13 protein-coding genes are annotated in these 23627 nt (G+C 71.7%); 10 read left to right on the top strand and 3 right to left on the bottom strand.

Annotated features, from left to right (window positions below; all coding sequences use genetic code 11):
- Nucleotides 1–70: 70 nt before the first annotated feature.
- The 3 genes from SLUN_RS00855 to SLUN_RS00845 form a co-directional block, all read right to left on the bottom strand.
- Nucleotides 71–880: an ExeA family protein gene (locus SLUN_RS00855; RefSeq protein ID WP_108146710.1), complete on the bottom strand. Its 810-nt coding sequence runs from the start codon at nucleotides 878–880 to the stop codon at nucleotides 71–73.
- A 24-nt stretch (nucleotides 881–904) separates the two neighbouring features.
- On the bottom strand, nucleotides 905–2290 hold the full coding sequence (locus SLUN_RS00850; protein WP_108146709.1) for a DDE-type integrase/transposase/recombinase: 1386 nt from the start codon (nucleotides 2288–2290) through the stop codon (nucleotides 905–907).
- Nucleotides 2291–2359: 69 nt separating this feature from the next.
- Complete coding sequence (locus tag SLUN_RS00845) at nucleotides 2360–2782, bottom strand: hypothetical protein (protein ID WP_217505409.1); 423 nt, start codon at nucleotides 2780–2782, stop codon at nucleotides 2360–2362.
- Between the two features lie 723 nt (nucleotides 2783–3505).
- Between SLUN_RS00845 and SLUN_RS00840 the strand changes: the two genes are divergently transcribed.
- The 10 genes from SLUN_RS00840 to SLUN_RS00795 all read left to right on the top strand — a co-directional run bounded on the left by SLUN_RS00840 (nucleotide 3506) and on the right by SLUN_RS00795 (nucleotide 23627).
- A complete protein-coding gene (locus tag SLUN_RS00840) occupies nucleotides 3506–3889 on the top strand; it encodes a hypothetical protein (protein WP_108146708.1) in 384 nt (127 codons plus the stop codon).
- 144 nt (nucleotides 3890–4033) lie between these two features.
- Entirely contained in the window at nucleotides 4034–5113 is a 1080-nt protein-coding gene (locus tag SLUN_RS00835; RefSeq protein WP_108146707.1) for a tyrosine-type recombinase/integrase, read from the top strand.
- The gene (locus SLUN_RS00830; RefSeq protein WP_108146706.1) at nucleotides 5110–5445 is read left to right on the top strand and encodes a helix-turn-helix domain-containing protein; all 336 of its coding nucleotides are present in this window, start codon (nucleotides 5110–5112) and stop codon (nucleotides 5443–5445) included. Before SLUN_RS00835 ends, SLUN_RS00830 begins: the two co-directional genes overlap by 4 nt.
- Nucleotides 5446–5867: 422 nt before the next feature.
- A complete protein-coding gene (locus SLUN_RS00825) occupies nucleotides 5868–7115 on the top strand; it encodes a site-specific integrase (protein WP_217505410.1) in 1248 nt (415 codons plus the stop codon).
- Between the two features lie 409 nt (nucleotides 7116–7524).
- Nucleotides 7525–8148 carry a DUF1326 domain-containing protein gene (locus SLUN_RS00820; RefSeq protein WP_159100103.1) on the top strand — a complete coding sequence of 208 codons (624 nt, stop codon included), beginning with the start codon at nucleotides 7525–7527 and terminating at the stop codon, nucleotides 8146–8148.
- Nucleotides 8145–8909, top strand: coding sequence for a DUF2182 domain-containing protein (locus SLUN_RS00815; protein ID WP_108146703.1), 765 nt, complete (start codon nucleotides 8145–8147; stop codon nucleotides 8907–8909). Before SLUN_RS00820 ends, SLUN_RS00815 begins: the two co-directional genes overlap by 4 nt.
- Nucleotides 8909–11683, top strand: coding sequence for a DUF1929 domain-containing protein (locus SLUN_RS00810; protein WP_108146702.1), 2775 nt, complete (start codon nucleotides 8909–8911; stop codon nucleotides 11681–11683). The genes SLUN_RS00815 and SLUN_RS00810 overlap by 1 nt, the downstream gene beginning before the upstream one ends.
- Nucleotides 11676–15110 (top strand): DUF6603 domain-containing protein, encoded by a 3435-nt coding sequence (locus SLUN_RS00805; RefSeq protein WP_108146701.1) that lies wholly within the window; start codon nucleotides 11676–11678, stop codon nucleotides 15108–15110. Before SLUN_RS00810 ends, SLUN_RS00805 begins: the two co-directional genes overlap by 8 nt.
- On the top strand, nucleotides 15107–18178 hold the full coding sequence (locus SLUN_RS00800; protein ID WP_108146700.1) for a hypothetical protein: 3072 nt from the start codon (nucleotides 15107–15109) through the stop codon (nucleotides 18176–18178). The genes SLUN_RS00805 and SLUN_RS00800 overlap by 4 nt, the downstream gene beginning before the upstream one ends.
- Nucleotides 18171–23627, top strand: coding sequence for a hypothetical protein (locus SLUN_RS00795; protein ID WP_159100102.1), 5457 nt, complete (start codon nucleotides 18171–18173; stop codon nucleotides 23625–23627). Before SLUN_RS00800 ends, SLUN_RS00795 begins: the two co-directional genes overlap by 8 nt.

Here is a 23627-nt window from a genome sequence, read left to right as displayed (position 1 = left end):
CCGCTGAGGGGGTCTCAGCGGGGCGATTGTCGGCGACGTGCCGCGGTGGTCGGCAAGGTGCCGGATGGGTTCAGTCGAGGACTTCGGTGACGGCGGACTGGGCGGCTTTCTCGTCGACGAGGGACTTGCCTGCGGCGAACGTGGCGACGAGGGATTGCAGGCAGAGGTTGTTGACCGCGCGGGGGAAGCCTCGGGATGTCGTGTGGATCAGGGTGACGGCGTCGTCGGTGAACAGCTGGTCGCTGCGGCCGGCGAGTCCGAGGTGGTGCTTGATGTAGCTGGCGGTCTCGGTGGAGGTCATTCCGGGCATCGTGTAGCGCAGAGCGGTCCGCTGTTCGAGGGCGGCCAGGACGGCGAGTTTCATGGTCCGTCGCAGGGTCGGCTGGCCGACCAGCAGGCAGGACAGCGGCGAGTCCTGGTCCATGGCCGTGTTGGTCAGCATCCGGATGGCTTCGAGCTGTTCGTAGTTGAGTAGGTGGGCTTCGTCCATGACCAGCACGGGGGTGCGGCCGCGTTCTTCGCGTTCGGCAGCCAGCGCCAGACCGGTCTGTGCGGTGAGCCGGGAGCCGAGGTGGGAGGGTTGCTGGCCGAACGCGGTCACGATCGCTTCATGGATGCCGCGGACCCCGATCATGGGGTTGGGCAGGTAGATGACGGTGTGTTTCGACGGGTCGATTCCATGAATGACCGTGCGGATGGCGACGGTCTTGCCGGCGCCGACCTCGCCGGTGACCACGCCGATGGAGCGTTCGGTGATGCACCAGGTGATGCGGGCGACGGCTTCGTTGTGGGATGCGTGGCGGTGCAGCATGCCGGGGGCGAGGTCCCGGCCGAAGGGCGTGCGGCTGAATCCGTAGTGGGCCTGGAGCTTCTCAATCACGCTGGTCCTCCGTGGAGTTGGCGGTCATTCGCCGGTCAGGTCGGCGAGGTCGACGGCGGGCGGCATCGGCTCGCTCAGCGCGGCGTAGTTGACCTTGTCGGCGAGCTCGGCCTTGTGGGCGGTGTCGATCAGGCCGAGGTAGTCGATGCCGGTGGTCGGACGGGGTTCCTCGGCGGGAGTCTCTGGCCGGGCTTTGGGATGGGAGTGGCGGCTGACTTGGTAGGGCAGCGCGGTTCCGGCGTCCTGGCCGTTCGCACGGACCCGCAGGAAGGACAGGTCGAAGGGGTCGAAGACCAACTCGACGCGCTGGCCGACCAGCAGCGGGTCGACCTGGTAGCGGTTTCCGTGCAGGGAAACCAGCGCGGTCTTGGACACGGTGCGGCGCTCGGACCAGCGGAAGGCTTCTGCGAGGTCGGCGGGGTTGGGGACCTGGAGTGGGCGGTCACCCATCCAACGGGCCAGCGGGGCGGCTCCCGTCTCGGAGTGGACCCGGCGGTGGTAGACGTTCTCGGTCCAGGCCGTGAACAGCCGGTTCATCTCCAGCAGGCTGTCGATCTGCCGTCCGGCCTGGCCGTCGCCGGAGGCGATCTCGACGACGAATTCGCTGTTCACGGTGCGGAAGAACCGCTCAATCTTGCCCCTGCCCTGCGGCCGTCCCGGGGTGGAGTGCACGAGTTTGATGCCGAGTTTCGCGCAGGCTCTCAGCAGCCACGAGTCCACGAACGCGGAGCCGTTGTCGACGTAGATGTAGCGCGGGACACCGCGCGCGGCCAGAGCCGGCCTCAGGGCCGCGGCCAGGCGGACGGTGTCCTCCGCAAATCCCCAGCGGTGCCCCATCACGGCCCGCGAGTGATCGTCCACGAACGCGAACAGGTACGTTTTTCGGCCGGCGACCATCGGCCCGTGCAGGGCGTCCCCGGTCCACAACTCGTTCGGGCCATCGGCCTCGAACCGTCCGAACACCGCTGAGGCGGCGGGAGCCTTGAGCGCGTCCAGTCCCTCGCGGACGATCATCCGCTGGATGGTGCGTTCGTCAGGCGCCCACCCCCGCTGAGCACCGATGATCCGGCGGATCTGCGCGGCCGACCGCGACGGGTTCTCCTTCTTCAGTGCCGCTGCCAGGTCCAGGATCTCCTGCGGCGTGCGGGGCCGGGACTGGCGCGGCGAAGGCACCAGGGCCTCGAACCCGGCCCGTTTCCACTCGTAGATCCAGCGGTCCAGGGTCCACCGGGTGATCCGCACCGGGCGGCCGTCCGGGTCGACATGAACCATCGAAGCCAACTCCCGCACCAAAGCGCCGCGTTGGCGTCGCGACAGCGTCGGGTCGGCCGCCTCCCTGATCAGCATGTAGCGGAACAGGCCGATCGCCTGAGCCCGCTCCAGCCGTGTCTGGTCTTCCTGACCTGGCACCTGATCACCAGCCCTCTCACGCAGCGTGAACACACACGCGTGACGGTGACAGCCCGTGTCGGCGTGGCGTCAGAGTGGACTGGTGTTGATCGTTTCCAGGGGCCAGGACGGCGCCAGCAGTATCCCGCCGGAGACCGCGCAGGCCACCAGCCAGGGCGACACCTTGCCGACCTGCGGCCACCGGGACGCGACCGACCACCAGGCCCCGACCACCGCGCTGACTGCGTCCGCGAACGCCGTTCGGGCCGGCCCCGGAGCAGCCGGGTCAACGCCGGTATCCACCAGCAACACGGTGAAGAACCGGCGGACCCGCTCCGCCTGCGAAGCGAACCTGCGCAGCCACCCGCGAACCGTCTCGACCGGGCGGCCCAGCCTCTCAGCGATCACCCGGGCCCCCGTCCCGGTCGCCTTCGCCGCCAGGGCCGACCCGATCACCTCTGCCAGATCCGCCCGTCTGACCAGCGCGAACACCGGAAGGAGCACATGCGACATGTCGCAGCCCACGCACCTCGTCCGCCGGGGACGGAGCACCACCGGCCCGCCGGAGGCATCACGCAGTACGCGCGAACGTGCCCACCCCCACGGCCGCAACACGCCCGCACATCCCGGACATACCAACTCGCCCCGCATCAGCCGAACTTCGACCCGCGCCGGGTCAGCCTCTACCGTGAGCACAGCGCCTCCGCGCGCTACACGGCCCTCCCGGCGCTCGGCCAAGAGATACCGGGAGGGCCTTCGCATGCCCTTCGTCGGCAAGGTGCCGCCCCAAATCTGCACCTCTTCGTCGGCAGGCACGCTTACCGATCATGTCGGCACCAAGCTGCCCAAACTGCCGCACTCGTAGGCATTTTCAATGACGTCTAACACCCGTTCCCGATCGATGCCGAGACGGACAAGCCCACCTTCTACAAGGCCAGCGAGGGCGACCGCGGGCTGACATTGCTGGCCCACTACGTGAAGTTTGCCGACGACGAGACATACCAGGGCGAAAACGGATGGCAGGAGTTCAACAACCACTCCGCTGCGCAGTGCGCCATTCCCGGGCAGGGTGCGGGGTGTTGCGTCGCTAACTGCCCACCCGGCCACGGTCGTTCCTGCCGGGCTGCACCCGCGCGTCCCTCCTCCCGCGCCCCGGTGCGGTCGGCACCCCCGCCCCGCGTCGGCTCGCCGTCGGTCCGGGGGACCAACCCGCTCTGGATACCCAAGGAAAGACCCATGACCGAACAGCCCGTACCCAGCCAGTCCACCACCACGTGGATATGTCCGCTGCACCCGTTCGGACACCGCTGGGACGATACGGCCCTGACCTGCTCCCTGTGCGGGACGCAGCGCACCGCCAGCGACGCCGTGGTTTCGCTCCTGTCCGGCCTGACCGGCTGGGACACAGCGCGCGCCGAGCAGCTGGTCGGGCAAGGGCGCGCCGAATTGCTGAACGAGACCGCGGATGCGCTCACCGGCCGGCACTGCTCGCCTGAGAGCGTCAGCGTCGTACGCCGCCTGGTTGACGAGCGTCTGTGCGGTGACTGCAAGGGGTACGGCCAGGTCTTTGAGATCGCTGACAACGGCGGCGTGTGTGCGACATCCCGCGAGTTCCCCTGAGCCCCGCTGAGCTCCTGCCCCCGTGGCCAGGGGTTCTTCCTCCTTCGAGTGGTCTGCGGCCTTGTGACGTAACTTCGGGATTCTTGAAGCGTTCTCACCTCGTCCGGCCGATCCGCAGTCGGGCCGAAGGCGAGGAGGCTCGGGTTGGCGGCGCTGGCAGTCGTACGGGACCTGCGTGAGCACTGGGCGCCCGCGTCGGCGGAGGAGCTGGAGCGGTTCGAGACGGACGTGCTGTCCGGGTTCGTCCTGGCGAGGGCCTCGGCGGGCCTGGCGGACGGCACCATCCGCGGGGACGTCGGGCACCTGGAGCAGATCAGGACCTGGTTCGGCCGGCCGCTGTGGGGCATGGAGCCCGCCGACGCCGACGCGTACTTCGGGAAGGTCCTGCGGAACTCACCGAGCGGCACCCGCTTGGCCAGGTCGCAGGCGCTGACCACGTACTTCATGTTCCTGGAGCTTCGGCACAAGGTCGAACTCCACCGCATGACCGGCCGCGTGGTCGAGTGCCCGATCGACGAGATGAACCGGCCGCGCGGGGCCAAGGATGCCCAGCTGCGGATCCCGCCGAGCGAGCCGGAGGTCGGGGTCCTGTTCACCGGCTGGGGCAGCGAGCTGGCGACCTGCCGGAAGTTCGCCCCGACCGCCCGGAACTACACCGCGGCGAAGCTGATGTCCCAGGTCGGCCTCCGGGTGAGCGAGGTGTGCAAGCTCGACCTGGACGACATCAAGTGGGACCTGGGCCGCTTCGGCAAGCTCCACGTCCGCCACGGCAAGGGCGCCCGCGGCTCCGGGCCGCGCGAGCGGATGGTGCCGCTGATCAACGGCGCCGACCGGACACTGCGGTGGTTCATCGAGGACGTGTGGGGCCAGTTCGACGATGACCACACCCGCCCCGGCGCCCCGCTGTTCCCCTCCGAGCGCAAGAACGCCGACGGCTCCTCGCGCCGGGTGGGCGACGACGCCCTGCGCGGCGGGCTCAAGGGCGCGGCCAAGATGCATCTGTCGGGGTGGGGCGAGCGGCTGACGCCGCATGTCCTGCGGCATTTCTGCGCGTCCCAACTCTATGAGAACGGCCTGGACTTGCTTGCAATTCAGGAGGTTTTAGGACATTCCTGGATCGCTACGACGATGCGATACGTCCACGTCCAGCAGACCCGGGTCGAGGACGCCTGGGCCGCCGGGACCGAGCGGGCCGCGAAGCGGCTGGAAGGGCTCATCCGATGAGGTGGAACCTGCGGCTGACGGCCGCGAACAAGAATATCTGGAAGGCGTCCGAGCTCCAACGGGGCCTGGCCGAGCACGGGTTGGTGATCTCGGCGGGGAAGATGTCCGGGTTGTGGTCCGGCCAGCCGGTCTCCCTCAAGCTGGAGGACCTGGACGTCATCTGTGTCGTCCTCGGCTGCGAGATCGGCGACCTGCTGATCCCCGAGCCGGACAAGGTCATCCGTCCCGGTGAGGAGACCGGCCAGCAGGCTGCCGCGTCAGCGGCTGGCTCGGCGGTGGCCCCGGCAGTCGTGCCCAAGCGTCGTGACGGCCGTTCCCTGCCGCCGGCATGAGGGCGAAAGCCCGGCGTCGGGGCCTGTCGGGGCCGGCCAGCTGCGAGAGTTGTCTGGCCTGGGGCCGAGTCCAGCGCCCGTTCGTCCGCGGGCTTTGCCAAGCCTGCTACCTGTTCGCCCGTGACCACACGGTCGGCCGGTGCCGGGGTTGCCGGCGGCTGCAGCCCGTCCGCAAGGAGTACTGCCGATTGTGCTGGGGCCAGGCCCGCGCCGACGCTCGGGCGACCGGTGGACTGCACGGGGCTGCCACGGCCGTGCACTTTCTGGACGGTGTCGGGCGCCATCAGCAGCTCTTCTTCGCCGACATGCTGTCGATGCGTGGCGCCCGCACGACTCCGCCCCGGCGTTATGACCGCCGAGGGGCACCGCGCAAGCCTCCGCCGCCGCCTGCGGCGCGACCGTACTCCCGATGGATCCAGCCGGTGCTGTTCGACGGGGCCCGCCGCGACTACCACCGTTTCGACCCAGGGCGGGCGGACACCACCACCAGCGGCTGGCTGGCCTGGGCTCGGCACCTCGCGCACGGCCTGGCCGAGGCCCGCGGCTGGCCCAGGGCAGTACGCCAGGACGTGGACCGGGCACTGGTCATGCTGCTGTCTGAGTACGCCGAGGGAGACATGATCCGGCACTCGGAGATCTTCTCCCCGCTGAGAGCACTGAACCTGAGCATCGAGCGCACCACCGAGGTCCTTCAGGCGATGGAGATCTTCCTGAACGACCGGCGTCCGCCCTTCGAGGACTGGCTGGAGGCGAAACTCGACGGGATAGCCCCGGGCATCCGGCGGGAGACCGAGAAGTGGGCCCGGACCCTGCACGATGGCGGCCCGCGCACCCTCGCCCGCGACCCAGACACGGTGAGGATCTACCTCACGGCGATTCGCCCGGCCCTGCTGGAGTGGTCGGCCGGCCACGACCACGTGCGTGAGGTGACCCGCGACGAAGTCTTGGCCCACGTCAAGACGCTCCAGGGACGGGACCGCCACCAGGCATTGGTCGCTCTGCGGTCGCTGTTCGCCTGGGCCAAGAAGAACGGCGTCATCTTCCGCAACCCGACCTCCCGGATCAAGGTCGGCCAGGCCGCCGCCCCCGTGCTGCAGCCGCTGCTGCCGCATCAGGTGGCCCGCTCTGCCGAGGTGGTCACTTCGCCCGCCGGCCGCCTGGCCGTCGCCCTCGCCGCAGTCCATGCGGTCCGGCCCGGGGCGATCCGCGCCCTGCAACTCGACGATGCCGACCTGGGCAACCGCCGGATCACCGTCGCCGGACGCACCCATCCGCTGGACGACCTCACCCAGCAGCTTCTGCTGGCCTGGCTGGAGCACCGGCGCCGCCGCTGGCCGAGCACCGCCAACCCGCACCTGATCATCAACATGAACACCGCGCTGGAGACAGACCCGGTCAGCAGTTGGTGGATCGAGCGCGAACTGCGCGGCCAGAGAGCCACATTGGACCGGCTCCGCATCGACCGGCAACTTGAGGAGGCCCTCGTCCACGGGCCCGATCCACTCCACCTCGCCGAAGTCTTCGGCATGGACGAGAAGACCGCGATCCGCTACGCGGACTCCGCCCGCGCTCTCCTGGAGCAGTCCGTCGAATCCGAATCGCCTGAGTTCCCGCGAACCCGAGGGTCCATCCCCCGGAATCCGGGCAACGGACCCTCGGGTTCGCGCTGAAGAACCTTCAGTTCGCCTGAACTCGCGGGAGTCGTGGGGTCCCGCCAGTAATGCTGCTGGATTGAACGCTAACCTCGGGCTTTCACGAGTGGGTCTGTCTGACTGGCACCGGCGAGAACGGCTAGCTGTACTGGCCGGTTCGAGGCCACCCGCGGCACCCAGACCGTGAACGTCGTGTCACGTCCGCGCTGGCCGGGGAGCTGCCCACGGTGTCCGTGAACGAGATGCTGGAGGGCTGGCGTGCGGCGGGTCTGCCCGTTGAGCCGTGCGGGTGACGGACAGTGCGCAGATTGGTTGAATTGGGACGCCGGTCTATCGACGCACGGTGTATTGTCCGGTCACCGAGAGCGACCAGGGGCGTCATGAGAGTATCCGCCGCACAGCACCGCAGCAACGCGTGGCGCTGCCCATGAGCCTGCCCGCCTACCGGCTCCACGGCCAGTTCTTGGAGCTCTGCGACTGCTACACGATCTGCCCGTGCTGGGTCGGTCAGCCGCCCGACGACGGCTGGTGCACTGGGGCGTTCTGCTGGTCGGTCGAGGAAGGAACGATCGGCGACGTCGATGTCGCGGGGCGGTCGGTGGTCAGCGTCTCGTTCCATGCGGGACACCGCGACGACGGCGGGCAGGAGGTCACGCTGTTCGTCGACGACGGCGCCGACGACGCGCAGTTCACCGCGCTCGCGTCGACGTTCACCGGGGGCTATGGCGGGCCACTCCGCGAGCTCGGCCGACTGATGGGCGTGCTCCGCGAGGCGACCCGCGCGCCGATCAGCCTGACCACTCAGGACGACCACCTGTCGGTCACCGTCGGGCGGATGGTCAGCGGCGCCGGGTCGGTCATGCGCGGCGGCGACGGTGCGGTCACCGAGCTGCGCAGTGGCCGGCTGAGCGAGGTGCTCGGCCCGCGCGCCGAAGTGGGCAGCACGTCGACGTTCCGCATCGACCTCGGCGGGCAGGCGTCCTCGGTGCAGGTGGCGGGCCGGGCGGCGATGCGCGGCCCGTTCCGGTATGAGAGCCGGGGCGAGCTGTGACCGCGGTCGGCGCGGCGGCGCGCTCGCGCCCCACGGTCGCTGTCGTCACCGGCGCGGTCGTCGCGGCGGTCGGGTTGCTGCTGTGGCAGCTCTCACCGACGCAGTCGCTGCTCGGGCACGACCTCGCCGCGGGCTGGGCGGGAGTCGGCTGGTTCGCCGTCAGTTGGCTGCTGATGACGGTCGCGACGATGCTGCCCACGTCGCTGCCGCTGCTGCGGGCGTTCACCCGGCTGCTCGGTGACCGGCGCGACGCCGGCCGGCTGGTCGCCACCGTTGTCGCCGGGTACCTGACACTGTGGACGGTCGCCGGGCTCGGGCTGGCCGCGGTCGACAGCGGCGTGCACGCGCTCGTCGGCCGCACCCCGTACGCCTGGGTGGTGCTGCCCCTCACCCTGCTGGTCGCCGGGGCCTACCAGCTCTCCGGCACGTCCGCGCGGTGCCTGACGGCGTGCCGTTCGCCGTTCAGCTTCCTCGCCCGGCGCTGGTCGGGCCGGCGTCCGGTGGGCGCCGAGGCGGCCCTGGTCGGCCTGGACTACGGACTCTCCTGCCTCGGCTGCTGCGCCGCGCTGATGCTGGTGATGTTCGCGGTCGGGATGTCGAGTCCCTTGTTGATGATTGCGCTCGGCGGCGTGGCCGCGCTGCACAAGCACGCGCCGTGGGGCGCGGCGCTGGCGCGGGTCACCGGCGTCGCGCTGATCATGGCCGCGATCGTGGTCGGCGCGGCGCACCTCGCTGGCGGCGCCGGACATGGGGCCCACTGATGGCGGCCGACACCGACGGCTCGTGGCGGCCGCCGCAGCCGGTGCCGTTCAATCCGGGCGAGAAGCTGCGCGACAAGAGCGGCCACAACCCGGTTCCCGACGAGCGCGGTATGTTCGTCATCCACGCGGTGCACATGCACACCGGAAAAGTGCTCTGGTTCTGCGGGCACGCGGAGTTCCTCGACTACCCGCTCGTGGCCTACGTGTTCGATCCCCGCAAGCCGACCGCGCCGGCGGTCCGCAAGCCGTTCCCCAACGGCGCGGACCTGTTCTGCTGCTTCTGCGTGCAGCTCGCCGACGGCCGGATCCTGGTCGTGGGCGGCTCGCAGCCCGACCACCTCTCGGGCGCGAGCTTCAATCCGGTGACCGACTACCGAGGCAGCGCCGGGTCCTCCACGATCGTCATCTTCGACCCGCGCAAAGAGGTGTGGGAGAAGCCAGACCCGAGCCACAAGCTGCTCCAGGGTCGCTGGTATCCGACCGCGGTCATGCTGGGCGACGGCAGCGTGATCGTCGTCTCCGGCCGGCGCGAGCGTGCGGTCTTCACCGGTCCCGGCACGTGGCCGGACGCCCGGCTGACCGAGTGGGTCACCAACCGCGGCATCGCCGACGTCGTCGAGCACCTCAGACCGCCGAAGTACCAGCCGGAGAAGGTGACCAACGCCAACCGCCCGATCCCGATCTACCCGGGCATCCACCTCGCCCCCGACGACCGGCTCTACACCACTCACACCACGTGGGGTCAGGAGATCGCCGAGCCGCCTACCCTCTCGCTGACCATCGTGCCGCCCCCCTCGGGTGCGCCGAAGGGCACCGCCGCCACCGGCACCTGGACCGAGTACGTGCTCCCGACGGCCAAAGCCAAGCAGCCTGAGCGGGAAGAGGGCATGAGTGTGATGCTGCCGGTGGTGCTAAACCCGGCGACCAAGGCGCGTGACCCGAACTCGGTCGGCAAGTTCCTGGTGGTGGGCGGCGGCTTCGCCGTCGACTCGAGCGACGTGTCGCTGGTGCGCCGCGCGGTCGCCACCCCGGCGCCGCCGTGGACGATCACCACGCCGGAGGGGCGCGGCCCGCTTGCCTTCCACCGGCAAAAGATCGCCACCCCGCAGCCGGTCGAGATCCTCGACACCAGCCTGGTCGGCGCGCCGCGGTGGAAGGCCGTGCCCGGCCTGCCCCATCCGCGCGTCAACGGCCACTGCGTGCTGCTGCCCGACGCCACCGTGCTCATTCTCGGCGGCCATGACGCGTACAAGTGGTACGCCAGGGCCAACAGCCCGCTGGCCACAGCGAAAGGCGTGCCGCGTACCAACCCGACGCTGCCGGTGGAGATCCATACCCCCGGCTCCGGGTTCCACGTCGGGGCGCCGATGGCGCACCCGCGGATGTACCACTCGATCGCGATGCTGCTCGCCGACGGCTCAGTGATCGTCGCGGGCGGCGCCGACCCCAACGAGCACGAGCCGTCACTCGCCTATCCGCGCACCTTCAACGGGCGCACCTACCTGGGTACGTCGCGCCTGCTGTTCGATGCCGCCACCGGCGACACCGCGCTCAACCTGGACACCGATCCGTCGGTCTACCTGGCGCCCTTCGCCACGATGCCGGTGGGCACCAAGGTGATCATCGACCGCGGCCCTCACGAGATCAGGGCCACCCTCGCCGGGCTGCGGCCGCTGTTGCCGTCCATCTCGGCGTCCCTCATCCTCGACATCGACACCCCGCTGCCGCGCGACATCCCCGACGGGACGCGGGTCGACTTCGAGCCTGCGGCCGGCGGCACCCCGATCCCGCGGGTCAACGAGTGGTTCACGAACACTGCCGTCACGCCGGCGGTGGACCGCCATGAGGCCTTTACGAATCCGCTCAACCGCAAGGACTACGAGGTCTACCAGCCGCCGTACTTCCACAAGGCGGGCAGCCGACCGGTGCTCCCGCCGCTGAAGGCCGGCGAGGTCCAGGTCCGGTACGGGTCGACGTTCACGGTGCGGACCCCCGACGCGGCCCGGATCACCCGGGTGGCGATCATGCGCCCGGCCGCAGTGACCCACCACACCGACACCGAGCAGCGCTTCATCGAGCTGCCGTTCACGACCAACGGCAGCACCTCGCTGTCGATCACGATGGTGCCCGGCACCGACAGCTCGCTCGTGCCGCCCGGCTACTACATGCTGTGGATCCTCGCCGGGTCGCTGCCGTGCGTCGAGGCGCGCTTCATCCAGGTCACCGGCGCGCCCGCGCTGCGCTCGCCGACGGTGCCGGTCGAGGCGGCGCCGCCGGTCGAGGCGGCGCCGCCGGTCCCACCACCGCCCACGCCACCGCCCACGACTCCGCCTCCGCCGCCGGAAGACGCCGAGTCGACCTGCCCGCTCACCGCAGCCGCCACGACGATGACCGCCCTGAGCCAGCTCGCCTATCTGCGGCTGATGCGGGCCGAGCTGTCGGCGTCGCGGGCCGGCCGGCGCCTCCTCGCGGCGGTCAACCCCGCCTACTACGCCCTCGGTACGCCATTGGCGCGCCGGCTCGCGACCCGGGCCCGCTGGCGTGCCGCCGTACGCGCGGTGGCGTTGCGGCCGCTCACCGCCGCGGTCCGTGCCGCGGACGCGCTGTCCGGGCGAGGCGGTGCCGCGGTGCGCGGCCGCCGGCTGGCCGGGGCACTCTGTCTGGTCGGTGTCGGCGGCGTGCTGCTCAGCCCGGTAGTCGCCCTCGCCGGCGCGGTGCACGTGGCGGTCCATCGGGGAGCCGGGTCCGACGACGGGGGAGGCGGCCATGGCTGAGCCCGGCACACTGGAACGCCTGGCGCTGATGCTCGGCTCGGCGCTCGCCGACCTCGGCGACGAGTTCGGCGGCGACGACCCGCTCGCCGTGCTCACCGACCTCGGCCTGTGGATCCCGCCCGACCTGGTGTCGCCGGCGCTGCGCAGTGCCGTCGGCTCCTGCGCCGCGTCCGCGCAGGAGCTGCCCGACCTGGTCGGCGAGCTGCTCGAGGCGATTGAGGCCGACGTCGGCGGTCTGGAGCTGGCCGCGAAGTCGGCGCCGCTGGTGGTCGAGCTGGTCGGCGTGATCCGCTCCTTCGACACGATCGCCCGCGAGGTCGGCAGCATCAACCTCGGCGTCCTCCCTGGTGCTCTGGAGCAGTTCGTCAGCGAGCTGCCCAAGCGGCTGCTGGACCGGGTCGTCGCCCGCTACCTGACCGACAATCAACCGATCGTGTCCGGCGTGCTGACCGCGCTCGGCGTGCTGGGCACGACGGTGGTCAACCCCGCGTCCACCGATCCCGTGCTGCCCGAGACCACGGTGCGGTTCGTCGACTTCGCCCGGATCGGCGAGTTCTTCTCCTCGCCCGAGACGGCGTTCAGCTCCCTGTTCGGCTGGGGCACGCCGGCGTTCGACGGCGCCCTGCTCATCGACCTGCTCTACGAGCTGCTCACCTCCCTCGGTCTGCCCGTGGCCTCGGGCATCGACCCCGGGCCGCCCGAGCGGCCGTTCATCGAGTTCTTCCTCGCGGCGCTGATCCCCACGGACCCCACGGTCACGCCGCCCGGCCTCGACCTGATCGCCAAGTTCGGCCTGGCCGACGGAACCGACCTCGTGGTGCCCGTCAGTGGCGACTTCCTGCTCGGCTTCAGCGCCGCCGGGGCGGTCGCCGCGTCCACCGGCATCCGCCTCCAGCCGCCGGCCAACCTCTCGGTGATCCCGCCGGAGGGCACGGTGCAGGGCACGCTCAAGGCCGGGCTCGACAAGATGCCCGCGCCAGGCCGGGAGGCGGTGATCTTGCTCGGCGTGGCCGGCGCCACGGAGCTCAGCGCGAAGCGGATCGGGATCCGCCTGACCACCTCCTTCGCCTGGGACGCCGACGCCGGGCGGGCCAACGGCGACGTAGGCATCGAGGGCGCCATCGAGGGCGGCGAGCTGTCCATCTCCCTCGCCGACGCCGACGGGTTCATCGGCAGCGTGATGGCGGGCTTCGAGCTGAGGGCCCGGTTCGACCTCGGCTTCGGCTGGCGGGCCGGCTCGGCCGGCTCCGGTGTCTACTTCACCGGCAGCGGCGGGCTCGACGTTCAGATCCCCGCGCACATCCAGCTCGGTCCGATCGAGATCAAAAACCTCACGTTCCGGGTCGGCATCGAGACGGCCGGGTTCCCGGTCGGGCTCATGGCCACGATCAAGGCCGCGCTCGGACCGCTGCAGGCCGTCGTCGAAAGCATCGGGGTCGAGGCCGTCCTTGGCCTGCCACCCGGCGGCGAGGGCAACCTGGGCCCGATCGACCTCGGGTTCCGGTTCAAGCCGCCCAACGGCATCGGCCTCTCGCTCGACGTCGGCGTCGTCAAGGGCGGCGGCTACCTGTTCATCGACACCGAGAAGGGTGAGTACGCCGGCGCCCTGGAGCTGGTCATCGCCGAGTTCCTGGCGGTGGCGGCGATCGGTCTGATCACCACCCGCAACCCGGACGGCTCGCCCGGGTTCTCGATGCTGATCATCATCACCGCGCAGTTCCCCGGGGGTATCCAGCTCGGCTACGGCTTCACCCTGCTCGGCGTCGGCGGACTCCTTGGCATCAACCGGACGATGAACCTGCAGGCGCTGATGGAGGGCGTCCGCACCGGCGCGGTGGAATCGGTGATGTTCCCCCGCGACGTCGTGGCCAACGCGCCACGGATCCTCAGCGACCTGCGCGCCTTCTTCCCGGCCAAGCAGAACACGTTCCTGATCGGCCCGATGATCAAGATCGGCTGGGGCAGCCCGACGCTGATCAGCGCCTCCGTCGGCGTGATCATCGAGATCCCGGGCAACGTCGCCATCGTCGGCGTGCTGAAGGTCGCGCTGCCCACCCCCGACGAGCCGCTGGTGCAGCTCCAGGTCAACTTCGCCGGCACAGTCGAGTTCGACCGCAAGCGGCTGTACTTCTTCGCCTCGCTGTTCGACTCCCGGATTCTGTTCCTGACCATCGCCGGGGAGATGGGCCTGCTGGTGGCCTGGGGCGACCAGCCCGAGTTCGTGGTCAGCGTCGGCGGCTTCCACCCCAGCTTCGATCCGCCCCCGCTGCCGTTCCCGAGCCCGCAGCGGATCACGATCAGCATCCTCGACGAGGACTGGGGCCGGATCCGGATCACCAACTACTTCGCCATCACCAGCAATACCGCGCAGTTCGGCGCGGCCGCGGAGCTGTACTTCCGGTTCAGCGGAATCAGCATCGAGGGGCACATCGGCTTCGACGCGCTGTTCCGGTTCTCGCCGTTCTACTTCGTCGTCGAGATCTCCGCGTCGGTGTCGCTGAAGGTCTTCGGCCTCGGCGTCTTCAGCATCCACCTGCACTTCGCACTGGAGGGGACGTCGCCGTGGCGGGCCCGCGGCGAGGGCTCGATCTCGTTCTTCTTCTTCGACGTATCCGCCGACTTCGACGAGACCTGGGGCGAGCCGAAGCACACCGAGCTGGACCCGGTCAACGTGCTGCCGCTGCTGCGCACCGAGCTGGAGAAGGCCGAGTCGTGGCGGGCGTTCCCCCCGCCGGGCACCAGCCTGCTCGTGTCGCTGCGCAGCCTGCCCGACTCCGGATCCGCGGCGCTCGCGCTGCACCCGGTCGGCGTGCTGGAGGTGCGGCAGCGCGCCGTGCCGCTGGACATCGGCATCGCCAAGGTCGGCAGCAACCGGGCCAGCGACGCGACCCGCTTCACCCTCACCGTGCAGGGCACCGCGTTGCGCGCGGGCAACGACGTCACCGAGCCGTTCGCCATGGCGCAGTTCCTGGAGCTGGACGACGCGGCCAAGCTGTCCCGGCCGTCGTTCGAGCGCCAGCACGCGGGGATGGAGCTGGTGCCGACCGGCGCGGGCGCCCAGTCCGCGCGGATGGCCCGGCGGGTCGTCCGCTTCGAAGAGGTCACCATCGACGACCAGTTCCGCCGCCGCCAGCGCCGCTTCCGGCCCATCGCCGGTGGCTTGTTCGCCCACTTCGTCGCCGGCGCCAGCATCGCCGGTTCGCCGGTCTCCGCCGCCGTCGCGCAGTTGCTCAACCCGCACCACGACGCGGTGGCGGTCACCGACGCCGGCTTCGTCGTCGCCTCCACCGCGGACAACCGCGCCACGACGCAGGTCTTCGGCAGCGAGGCGGCTGCGCGGGAGTGGCTCGACGGGGTGGTCGCAGGCGACCCGAGCCGGGCCGGCACGGTCCACGTCATCCCCACGTACGAGGCGGCCACCGCATGAGCGACATCGGCACCTATTCGTTCCTGCCGTGGCTGCGGCGGGGAGTCGCCAACCTGATCACCGCCGCGCCCGGCGGCGCGACCCGGGCGAGCATCGGCGTCGACCTGACGCTCACCGGCGACGCGGTGGGCGGCGGCACGACCACGCTGCCGGTGCACCGCGACGTCGAGCTCTACGGGCCCGGCGACGTGATCGGCCTGGACGCCCGCTCGATCGTACGCACCGAGCCGCGCGCTGGGATCACCGACTTCGAGCCCAACTACCTGCCGTTCGTCGAGTTCTACGACGAGGACCTGCCATGGCGCTACACCCCGGCGCCACCGGACGGGTCGAAGCGCCTGCGGCCCTGGCTGGCGCTGGTCGTGCTGGCCGACGACGAGTTCACCGAGGGCACTGCCACCGGGAAGCCGTTGCCGTTCGTGATCGTCGGCGACTCCGGCGTGTTCCCCGCCGCCGGCGAGCTGTGGGCCTGGGCTCACGTCCACGTCAACGGGGGGCTCGACGCGGCCGGCGAGGTGGTGTCCGACGACATGGCCCAGGTGCTGCCGCGGTTCGACGAGGTCGTCGGCGCGAACCCGGACCTCGGGCTGTCGCGGCTGCTCTGCCCGCGGCGCCTGCGGCCCAACACCGCCTACCACGCGTTCGTCATGCCCGCCTTCGAGAGCGGCCGACTGGCCGGGCTCGGTCTCGACCCGGGCGCGACGCCGGCCGCCATGCAGCCGGCCTGGGGCGACTACGCCAACCGCGGCGAACCCCCGCATTACTGCTACTACCACCGCTGGCAGTTCCGGACCGGCACCGTCGGCGACTTCGAGTACCTGGTCCGCCTGCTCAAGCCCCGCCGGATGGACCCACACGTCGGCCAGCGCGACATGGACGTCCGCAAGCCGCTGCCCGGCCTGCCCGGCATCGACGTGCCCGGCCTCGGTGGCATGCTGCGCCTCGGCGGGGCGCTGCGGGTCCCCCAGATCAACCTCGACGAGTTGGCGCAGGCGGAAGCGGAGCGCTACGAGAACTGGGACACCCCGTTCCCGCACCCGTTCCAGAGGGCTCTGGCCGACCTCGTCGAGCTGGGCGACGACTACGCCGCGGGCGACGCCGCGGACCCGGATCCGGTGGTCACCCCACCGCTGTACGGCCGGTGGCACGCCCAGACCAGCCGCCTGCTGGAGGCGACGGCGCCCCAGCTGACCGGCAACTGGGTGCACGAGCTCAACCTCGACCCCCGCTTCCGCGCCACCGCCGGGTTCGGAACGGCGGTCGTGCAGGACAACCAGGAGACCTACCTGGCGGCCGCCTGGGACCAGGTCGGCGCGGTGCAGGCGGCCAACAAGCGGATCCGCCTCGGCCAGCTCGCCCGGGAGGTGGCCGCCAGCATCCACCGCCGCCATCTCGCCGCCCAGGTGGCCGCTGACCCCGGCCGGGTGCTGGCGATCACCGCGCCGGTGCATCCGCGGATCGTCCACAGCGGAGTGACCGTGGCTCACGGCCTCGCGGCGAGCCTGGTCGCCAAGGGGCCGCTGAGCGCGGCGATGCGGCGGATCAGCCGCCCGGGTTCGACCGTGGTGCGGGCCCTGACCCGCCGCGGCGATCCACCCCGCCGCCTGCTGGCCGCCATCGCCGCGCAGAAGGCCACCGCCGCCCGGCCGAAAACGGCGCCGCCGGGCGTACCCACCTCCGCGGTCGTCCTACGGGCCCTCAGCCGTCATCGCGACACGGCCGCCTTCCAACTCGCACTCGACGAACGCAAGCCGGAGCTGGTCACCGAGCTGCCGCGGTACGAGCGCTTCACGCTGAGCGACCCCGGCAAGGACGTGCCCACCATGGACCCGACAGCGACCGACAGCCGGGTCGGCGCCCGGTACAAAACCGGCATCCGGGGCAACGCCGAGCTGATCCGCGCCTCGGCGGAGGCCGGGGTGGAGCCGGGGCGGCCCGGCATCGCGGTCGACGGCCTGGCCAAGGCGGCACTGGGCCTCGTCGACCCGGACGTCACCGTGCCCCGCCGGGTGCTCGCCGGGTTGACCATCCCGGCGCGGTTCCGGCCGGTGGTCGTGGCCTCGTTCCGCGAGGTCATGGCCTACCCGGAGATCGACCTGCCGATGTACCGGCCGCTCGCCGACAAGTCGTCTGAGCTGTTCCTGCCCAACCTCAACCTCATCCCGCCCGACAGCATCAGCATGCTGGAGACCAACCAGCGGTTCATCGAGGCGTACCTGGTCGGTCTCAACCATGAGATGGCGCGCGAGCTGCTCTGGCGCGAGTACCCCACCGACCAGCAGGGCAGCTACTTCCGGCAGTTCTGGGACCCCTCGCATCAGCTCCCGGTCCCGGGCGAGACCGGCGCGGCACGCCGGGAGCGGCTGCGTGACATCCCGCCGCTGCACCAGTGGCCGCTCACCTCGACGCTCGGGGAGCACGACCATCGCGAGTTGGGCAGCGGCACCGGCGGCCGGGACGAAGTGGTCCTGGTGATCCGGGGCGACCTGCTCAAGCGCTTCCCCACGGCAGTGATCTACGCGCAGAAGGCGAAGTGGCGGCGCACCGCGGACGGCGCCATCGACCCGGGCGCCGAACGGGAGCTCGACGACCTCACGTCGGCCGAGGAGCTGGACCCGCCGCTGAGCAAGCTGCGCATGCCGCTGTTCGGCGCCAAGGTCGAGCCGGACATCTCCTTCCTCGGCTTCGACCTCACCGCTGAGGAGGCCCGCGGCCAGGACCCGTCGGTGCCCGACCCCGACGCCGGTTGGTTCTTCGTGCTGCGCGAGCGGCCGGGGGAGCCCCGCTTCGGTCTCGACATCGCGCGTGACGGCAACCTCAACGTGTGGAACGACCTCGCCTGGGACGACGTCGCGCCGGGCGTGCCGTTCATCCCGGCCGGGCCCACCGCGGCGACCCGCCACCTGGCCGAGCCGACCGGCGCCGACGCCGAGAAGCACGACCAGTGGACGGAGGACCGCTTCCTGCACTGGGGTCCGGACCTCAACGCGTCCGAGGTGGCCTACATCCTTTACCAGGCACCGGTGCTCGTGGCCGTGCACGCGGGGGAGCTGATCGGCCATGAATGACCCCCGCCCCGCCTACCGCCGCATGCGCGAACGCGCCGCAGAGGCCGCCGACCTGCGCGCCGAGGTCGCCGCAGCCGACGCCCGGCTGACCCGCGTGCGGCGCGCCCGCGACGCCGCGGCCCGGCGGGTCGACCCGCGGCTCGCCCGGCCGCCACGGTCGCTGGCCGAGCTCGACGACGCCCTCGTGTCGGCCACATCCGCGCTGGCCGAGCTGCGGGAGAAGCTGCGGCGGGCGGAGAGCCGGCTGGCCGGCGAGGTCCGCGGCCTCGCCGAGGTGTCCGACCCGCGCAATGCCATCGGTGGCCTCGACGGCCGGACGCCGCTGCTGCTGATGCCGCTGCGGATCGAGACCCGCTTCACCCCCACGGAACTGTGGGTGCGGATCTATCCGGACCAGTGGGCGGTCGACGGGTTCGAAGACCGGCTCAGCGACACGGAAGTGGTCAACGCGACCCGGTTCTGGGCCTCGATCTTCCGGGCCGGGGGCGACGATGGCATGCGCCGCGCCGCGTGGCGGTCCCTGGTGGCCGGCAGCGGCAGCGGCCGCGCGGGCTGGATCATCGACCGGTTCGCCCCGCTGGACCCGACCGCCGAACCGGTCCGGACGAGCGCCGACGAGGTGATCCTGGTGGTCGCCGGCGACCTGACGCTGAGCGCGGCGGAGCGCACCGCCGTCGCGCGGTACTGGGAGCAGGTGTGGCGCGCCGGCGGCGACCCGAAGGGTGCCTTCGCGACCGCGCTGCGCCGCGCCGTGGGCGACGCCCGGGCCGACGCCGTGCTCGGCGTGCCGCCATCCGCGTTCGACGAGCGGCCCGCAGGCGTGGACCCCGAGCAGGCGGAGGTGACGGTCGCCTTCTGCGAGCTGCCGTCGCTCGCCGGCGCCGACACCAAACCGTCCGCCTGGACCCGGGCGGCGCGGGCCAACCTGCTGCCGGACCGGATCGTGCTGATCGGCCTTCGCTCCGGGCGACCGGTGTTGGAGTTCCTCGGCAATCAGATCCCGCCGTCGCTGGTCGTCGGCCCCGACCCGGCGGCCGGGCCGGACGACCAGTTCCGCATCGAGAACGGCGAACTGGTGGTGCCCGACGAGCTGCGCTGGATGGTCGACTTCGGCGCTGCGGTCGACGTCGGCATGGCGATGCGGGTCGAGCTGCGGCCGGGCATGGAGAACGGGTTCGACCGGCTCTTCGCGGTCGGCATCCGGGCCGGCTCGACCCCGGCCGAAGATCAGGCGGAGCTGGAGGAGCTGCTCGCCCACCACCACCGCGGCCGGTCCGGGATGTCGATCCTTGCCCAGGGCACGCCGACCAACAACACCGAGGGCGTGCCGTCCGGGTTCAGCCGGCTCGACGACCCCGACCTCAGCTACGACCGCTACCTGGGTGCCGGGTCGCGGCTGGTCGACGAGCCGCGCTGGGCGACCAAACAGGACGGTCAGTGGCTGGCCGAGTGCCTCGGCGTCGACCCGGCGGTGTTCGCCGCGGTCGCCGGCGCCGCCGGAACCGACCAGGCCGAGGCGCGCGCGATGAACACCGCGCTGTGGCCGGCCACCTGGGGCTACTTCCTCGAGTCGATGATGCATCCGCTGCTCGGCGACGACGACGTGACGCGTACCCGGGGCTTCTTCCTCGACTACGTCAGCGGCCGCGGCCGGGTGCCGGCGCTGCGCCTCGGCCGTCAGCCGTACGGCATCGTGCCCGCCACAGCGTTCGGCCGGCTGCGGTTCGGCACCGGCGCCCCCGGCGACCCGGCGAGGCCGCCTGACCTGCCGGTGCTGACCACTCTGGGCAAGATGCTCGCCGTGGTCACCAGCGACCTGGCCACGCTCACCGAGGCGGTGCCGCACGCGTACGCCCCCGGCGACCCGCACCAGACGCTGCTCGACATCGTGGCGCTGCACCCCGCGTCGGTGGAGTTCCACCAGCGCTACGCCGAGTCGATCGCCGACATCTTCAACCGGTTCCGCTTCGACAACCTGGGCCGGCAGTTCTTCGACGCGTGGGACGCGTTCGGTCACCTCGTTACCGGGCGCCAGTTGCTGGCCCGCCTGGGGTACGCCGGCAACGACGCGCCGGACATCCTCGGCAAGCTGTTCCACACCGCCCAGCACAAACTGAAGGGGCCGATCGTCGACGACCGCCCGTTGTCGGAGGAGGCAGCGGTCCGCGCGTACTGCGACGACGGGCGCAACTACCTGCGGTGGCTGGCCGACGCGGGCCGTTCGTCACTGGAGGAGCTGCGCCAGGAAACCGGGTTCACCGGCGACCGTGAGCCGACAGCCCTGCTCTACATCCTGCTCCGCCACGCCCTGCTGCTGTCCTGGTGGGACGCGGCCGTCCGGCTCCGGCAGGACGCCGGTCTGCTCTCCGGCGCCGGGCTGCTTGCAGCCCGGCGGGAACCGTCCTTCGTGCACGTGGCCGACGCCCAGGGCACTGAGAGCCGGTGGAACGCCTTGTACGACGGGGCGGCGGCCATCACCGGCGACAATCTCCGCCCGCTGCACGAGGTCATTCCCGCGTTGCTCGACAAGCCGGCCGCCGCCCGTCTCCGCGAGGTGACCGACGCGATCGACGCCCTGTCCGGCCTACCGACCGCCCGGCTCGAACGGCTCCAAGCCGAACACCTCGACTGCTGCAGCCACCGAGTCGACGCCTGGCGGCTGGGTCTGGTGACCCGCCGACTGCTCGACATGCGCGGCCTCGCGCCCGGCGACGGCACCGGCGATCCACGCCCGGACCCGCGGCGCGGCGTCCACGTCGGCGCCTACGGGTGGCTGCACGACGTGCGACCGGAACGCAGGACGGTCCAACCGGTGAAGCTGCCCGACGAGCTCAAGCCCGCGTTCGGCGCTGGACCCACGCCGGTGCGGGACAGCGCCAACGGCGGCTTCGTCCACGCGCCGTCGTTGAACCACGCCGCAACGGCGGCGATCCTGCGCAGCGGCTTCATGGCCAACGCCACCCCCGACCATCCTGACACGATGGCGCTCAACCTCAGCTCCGAAAGGATGCGGCTGGCCACGTCGGTGCTCCAGGGCCTGCGCAACGGGCAGCCGCTCGGCAACCTGCTGGGCTACCGGTTCGAGCGCGGGCTGCACGACCGGCACGGTCTGGCGGAGGTGGACGCGTTCATCCACCCGCTCCGGCTTGCGTTCCCGCTCACCGGCGACCGGGACGGCCGGATGTGCGTCGACGGCCTGGAGCTGGTCCGGCACGTGCGCACCGGCAACTCCGGTTACCCGTTCGGGCGCGCCGACCTGCCGGCCGCCTCGGCCGCGCAGCGGCAAGCCATCGACCTGGAGGTGGAGCGGCTGCTCGACGTGCACGACGCGATCGCCGACCTGGTGCTGGCCGAGGGCGTACACCAGGCGGTGCTCGGCAACACCGACCGGGCGGCGTCCACACTCGACACCATCGGGCGCGGCGGTTTCCCGCCCGAGCCCGCCGTGCTGGAGACCCCGCGGCGGGGCAGCACGCTGACCCACCGGGTGGCGATCCACCTGCGCGCCGGACTGGACCATCTCGCGTCCCCGTTGGACGGGCTGGCGATGACGCCGCGGGCGATCGCGGAGCCGGGGGTCAACGAGCTGGTCGCCGCGATGCTGCCGCCACCCGCAGACGTCGTGGTCCGGGTCCGCTGGACCGATCCCGACGGCACCGACCGCGATCGGCTGGTCAGCCAGGCGGAGCTGGGGCTGCAGCCGATCGACCTGCTCTACCTGGTCCGTCTGGAGTCGCAGGCCGCGCTCGGCGAGCTCGACGAGCGGATCCTGCGGTACGTGGCCGGCGAGGCGGGGCTGCGGCCCGACGCGGCGCCGACCGTGCACTTCACCGAGCGCGTACCGGGGAAGGTGACGTTCTTCGAGATCGCGCCCCTGGTCGGCCACCTGCGCACGGTGGCGACCACCAGCCGGACCCTGCGGGCCACCGACGTGCTCCGCGCCGGCGAGGCGCATTCCACCGCCGACGCGCTTCCGCACGCCGACCGGGCCCGCGTCGCGGAGGTGGCGGCGCGGCTCGACAGCCATCTGGGCGGGCTGCGGAGCCTGCGCACCGAGATCGACACGGCGCTGGCCGACCCGGTGGCCCTGCGCGCCGCCGTCGACGACCTAGTCGACCGGGCCGGCGCGGCGCTGGTCGGATCCGGCCGATTCGGCCTGCCGAGCGGGGGAACGGGCCAGCTCGCGGCGAGACGGGCCGTCCTCTTCGACGACCTGCTGGCGGCCGTGGCGACCCGGGCGGAACGCTGGCGGGCCCGGCTGGCCCGCGCCGACGCCGCGCTCGCCCGCGACAGCGCGCTGCCGTCGACGGCCACCGACGCCGAGCGCGTCGCCGTGCTGCTCCGAGCCGACCGCGAGGTCCGCGACGCACCGACCAACCCGGTGCCCGCCGCGGCCGCGCCGTTCCGCGCGGCGATCGAGACGCAGCGGTCGGCCTTCGCCGACCGGCTCGCCGGGTTCGAGGCGGTGGCCGGCTCGACGACCGGGCTCGCCGACGCGCTGGCGGCGGTCGCGCTGCTGCCGGTAGACGCGTTCGACGCCGAACCGTTCCCGATCGACGGGTTCGCGGAACGGGCGGTCGCCCTCGGCCGCGACACATCGCGCGCGCTCGACTTCGTGATCACGGAGGCGGAGACCCGGAGCGACGCCGCGGCGGGCCACCTAGCCGCCCACGACCTCGCCGCGCCGGGCCGGCCACGGGTCGACGCGCTGGCGGCCGCGGTTGCCGCACTGCTTGGCCCGGACGCGGTGTTCGTGCCCGAATTCGACATCCCCACAGCGCAGGCCGACGAGTGGGAGGCGGCTCTGCAATGGAGCCGCTCCGGCGGGCTGCTGGCCGGGTTGCCGACCCGGCCGTTCCCGGTCGACGACTGGCTGCACGGCGTCGCCCGGGTACGCGGCCCGGTGCGCTCCTGGGAGCAGGCGACGCTGCTGGCGAGCGCGTTCAACCGGCCCGAGCCGGAGCTGACGCCGAGCCAGTTCCCGCACGTCAGCGAGCCCTGGCTGGCGCTCGACTGGCCGCCTGGCACCACGCTCACCGGCGATCGGCTGCTCTACACCGCCCACTACCCGGCCGCGTTCGACAAACGGGCGGCCCAGGCCGGGCTGCTGCTCGACGAGTGGGTCGAGGTCGTGCCCGGTGACACGGCGACCACCGGCATCGTGTTCCACCACGACAGCCCGAACTCCGAACCGCCGCAGGCGATGCTGCTCGTCGTGCCACCCGACGCGACCGCAGGCTGGCTCTGGGACGACCTTGTCGCCGCGCTGAACGACACGCTCGACCTGGCGCGGCAGCGGGCCCTCGAACCGGCCGCCATCGCCCAGACCGCGTACGCCACCTTCCTGCCGGCGACCGTCTCCGAGGCGACAGTGCGCGGCCTCGGCATCTCCGCCAACCTCGCCGTCAACAACGGCCTGTACCGGATCCTGCGAGCCGACGATGCCTAA

It is taken from the genome of Streptomyces lunaelactis, assembly GCF_003054555.1.
GTDB lineage: Bacteria > Actinomycetota > Actinomycetes > Streptomycetales > Streptomycetaceae > Streptomyces > Streptomyces lunaelactis.
Note: the sequence above shows the minus strand (reverse complement) of the source record. Positions and strands in the feature narration are given on the sequence as shown.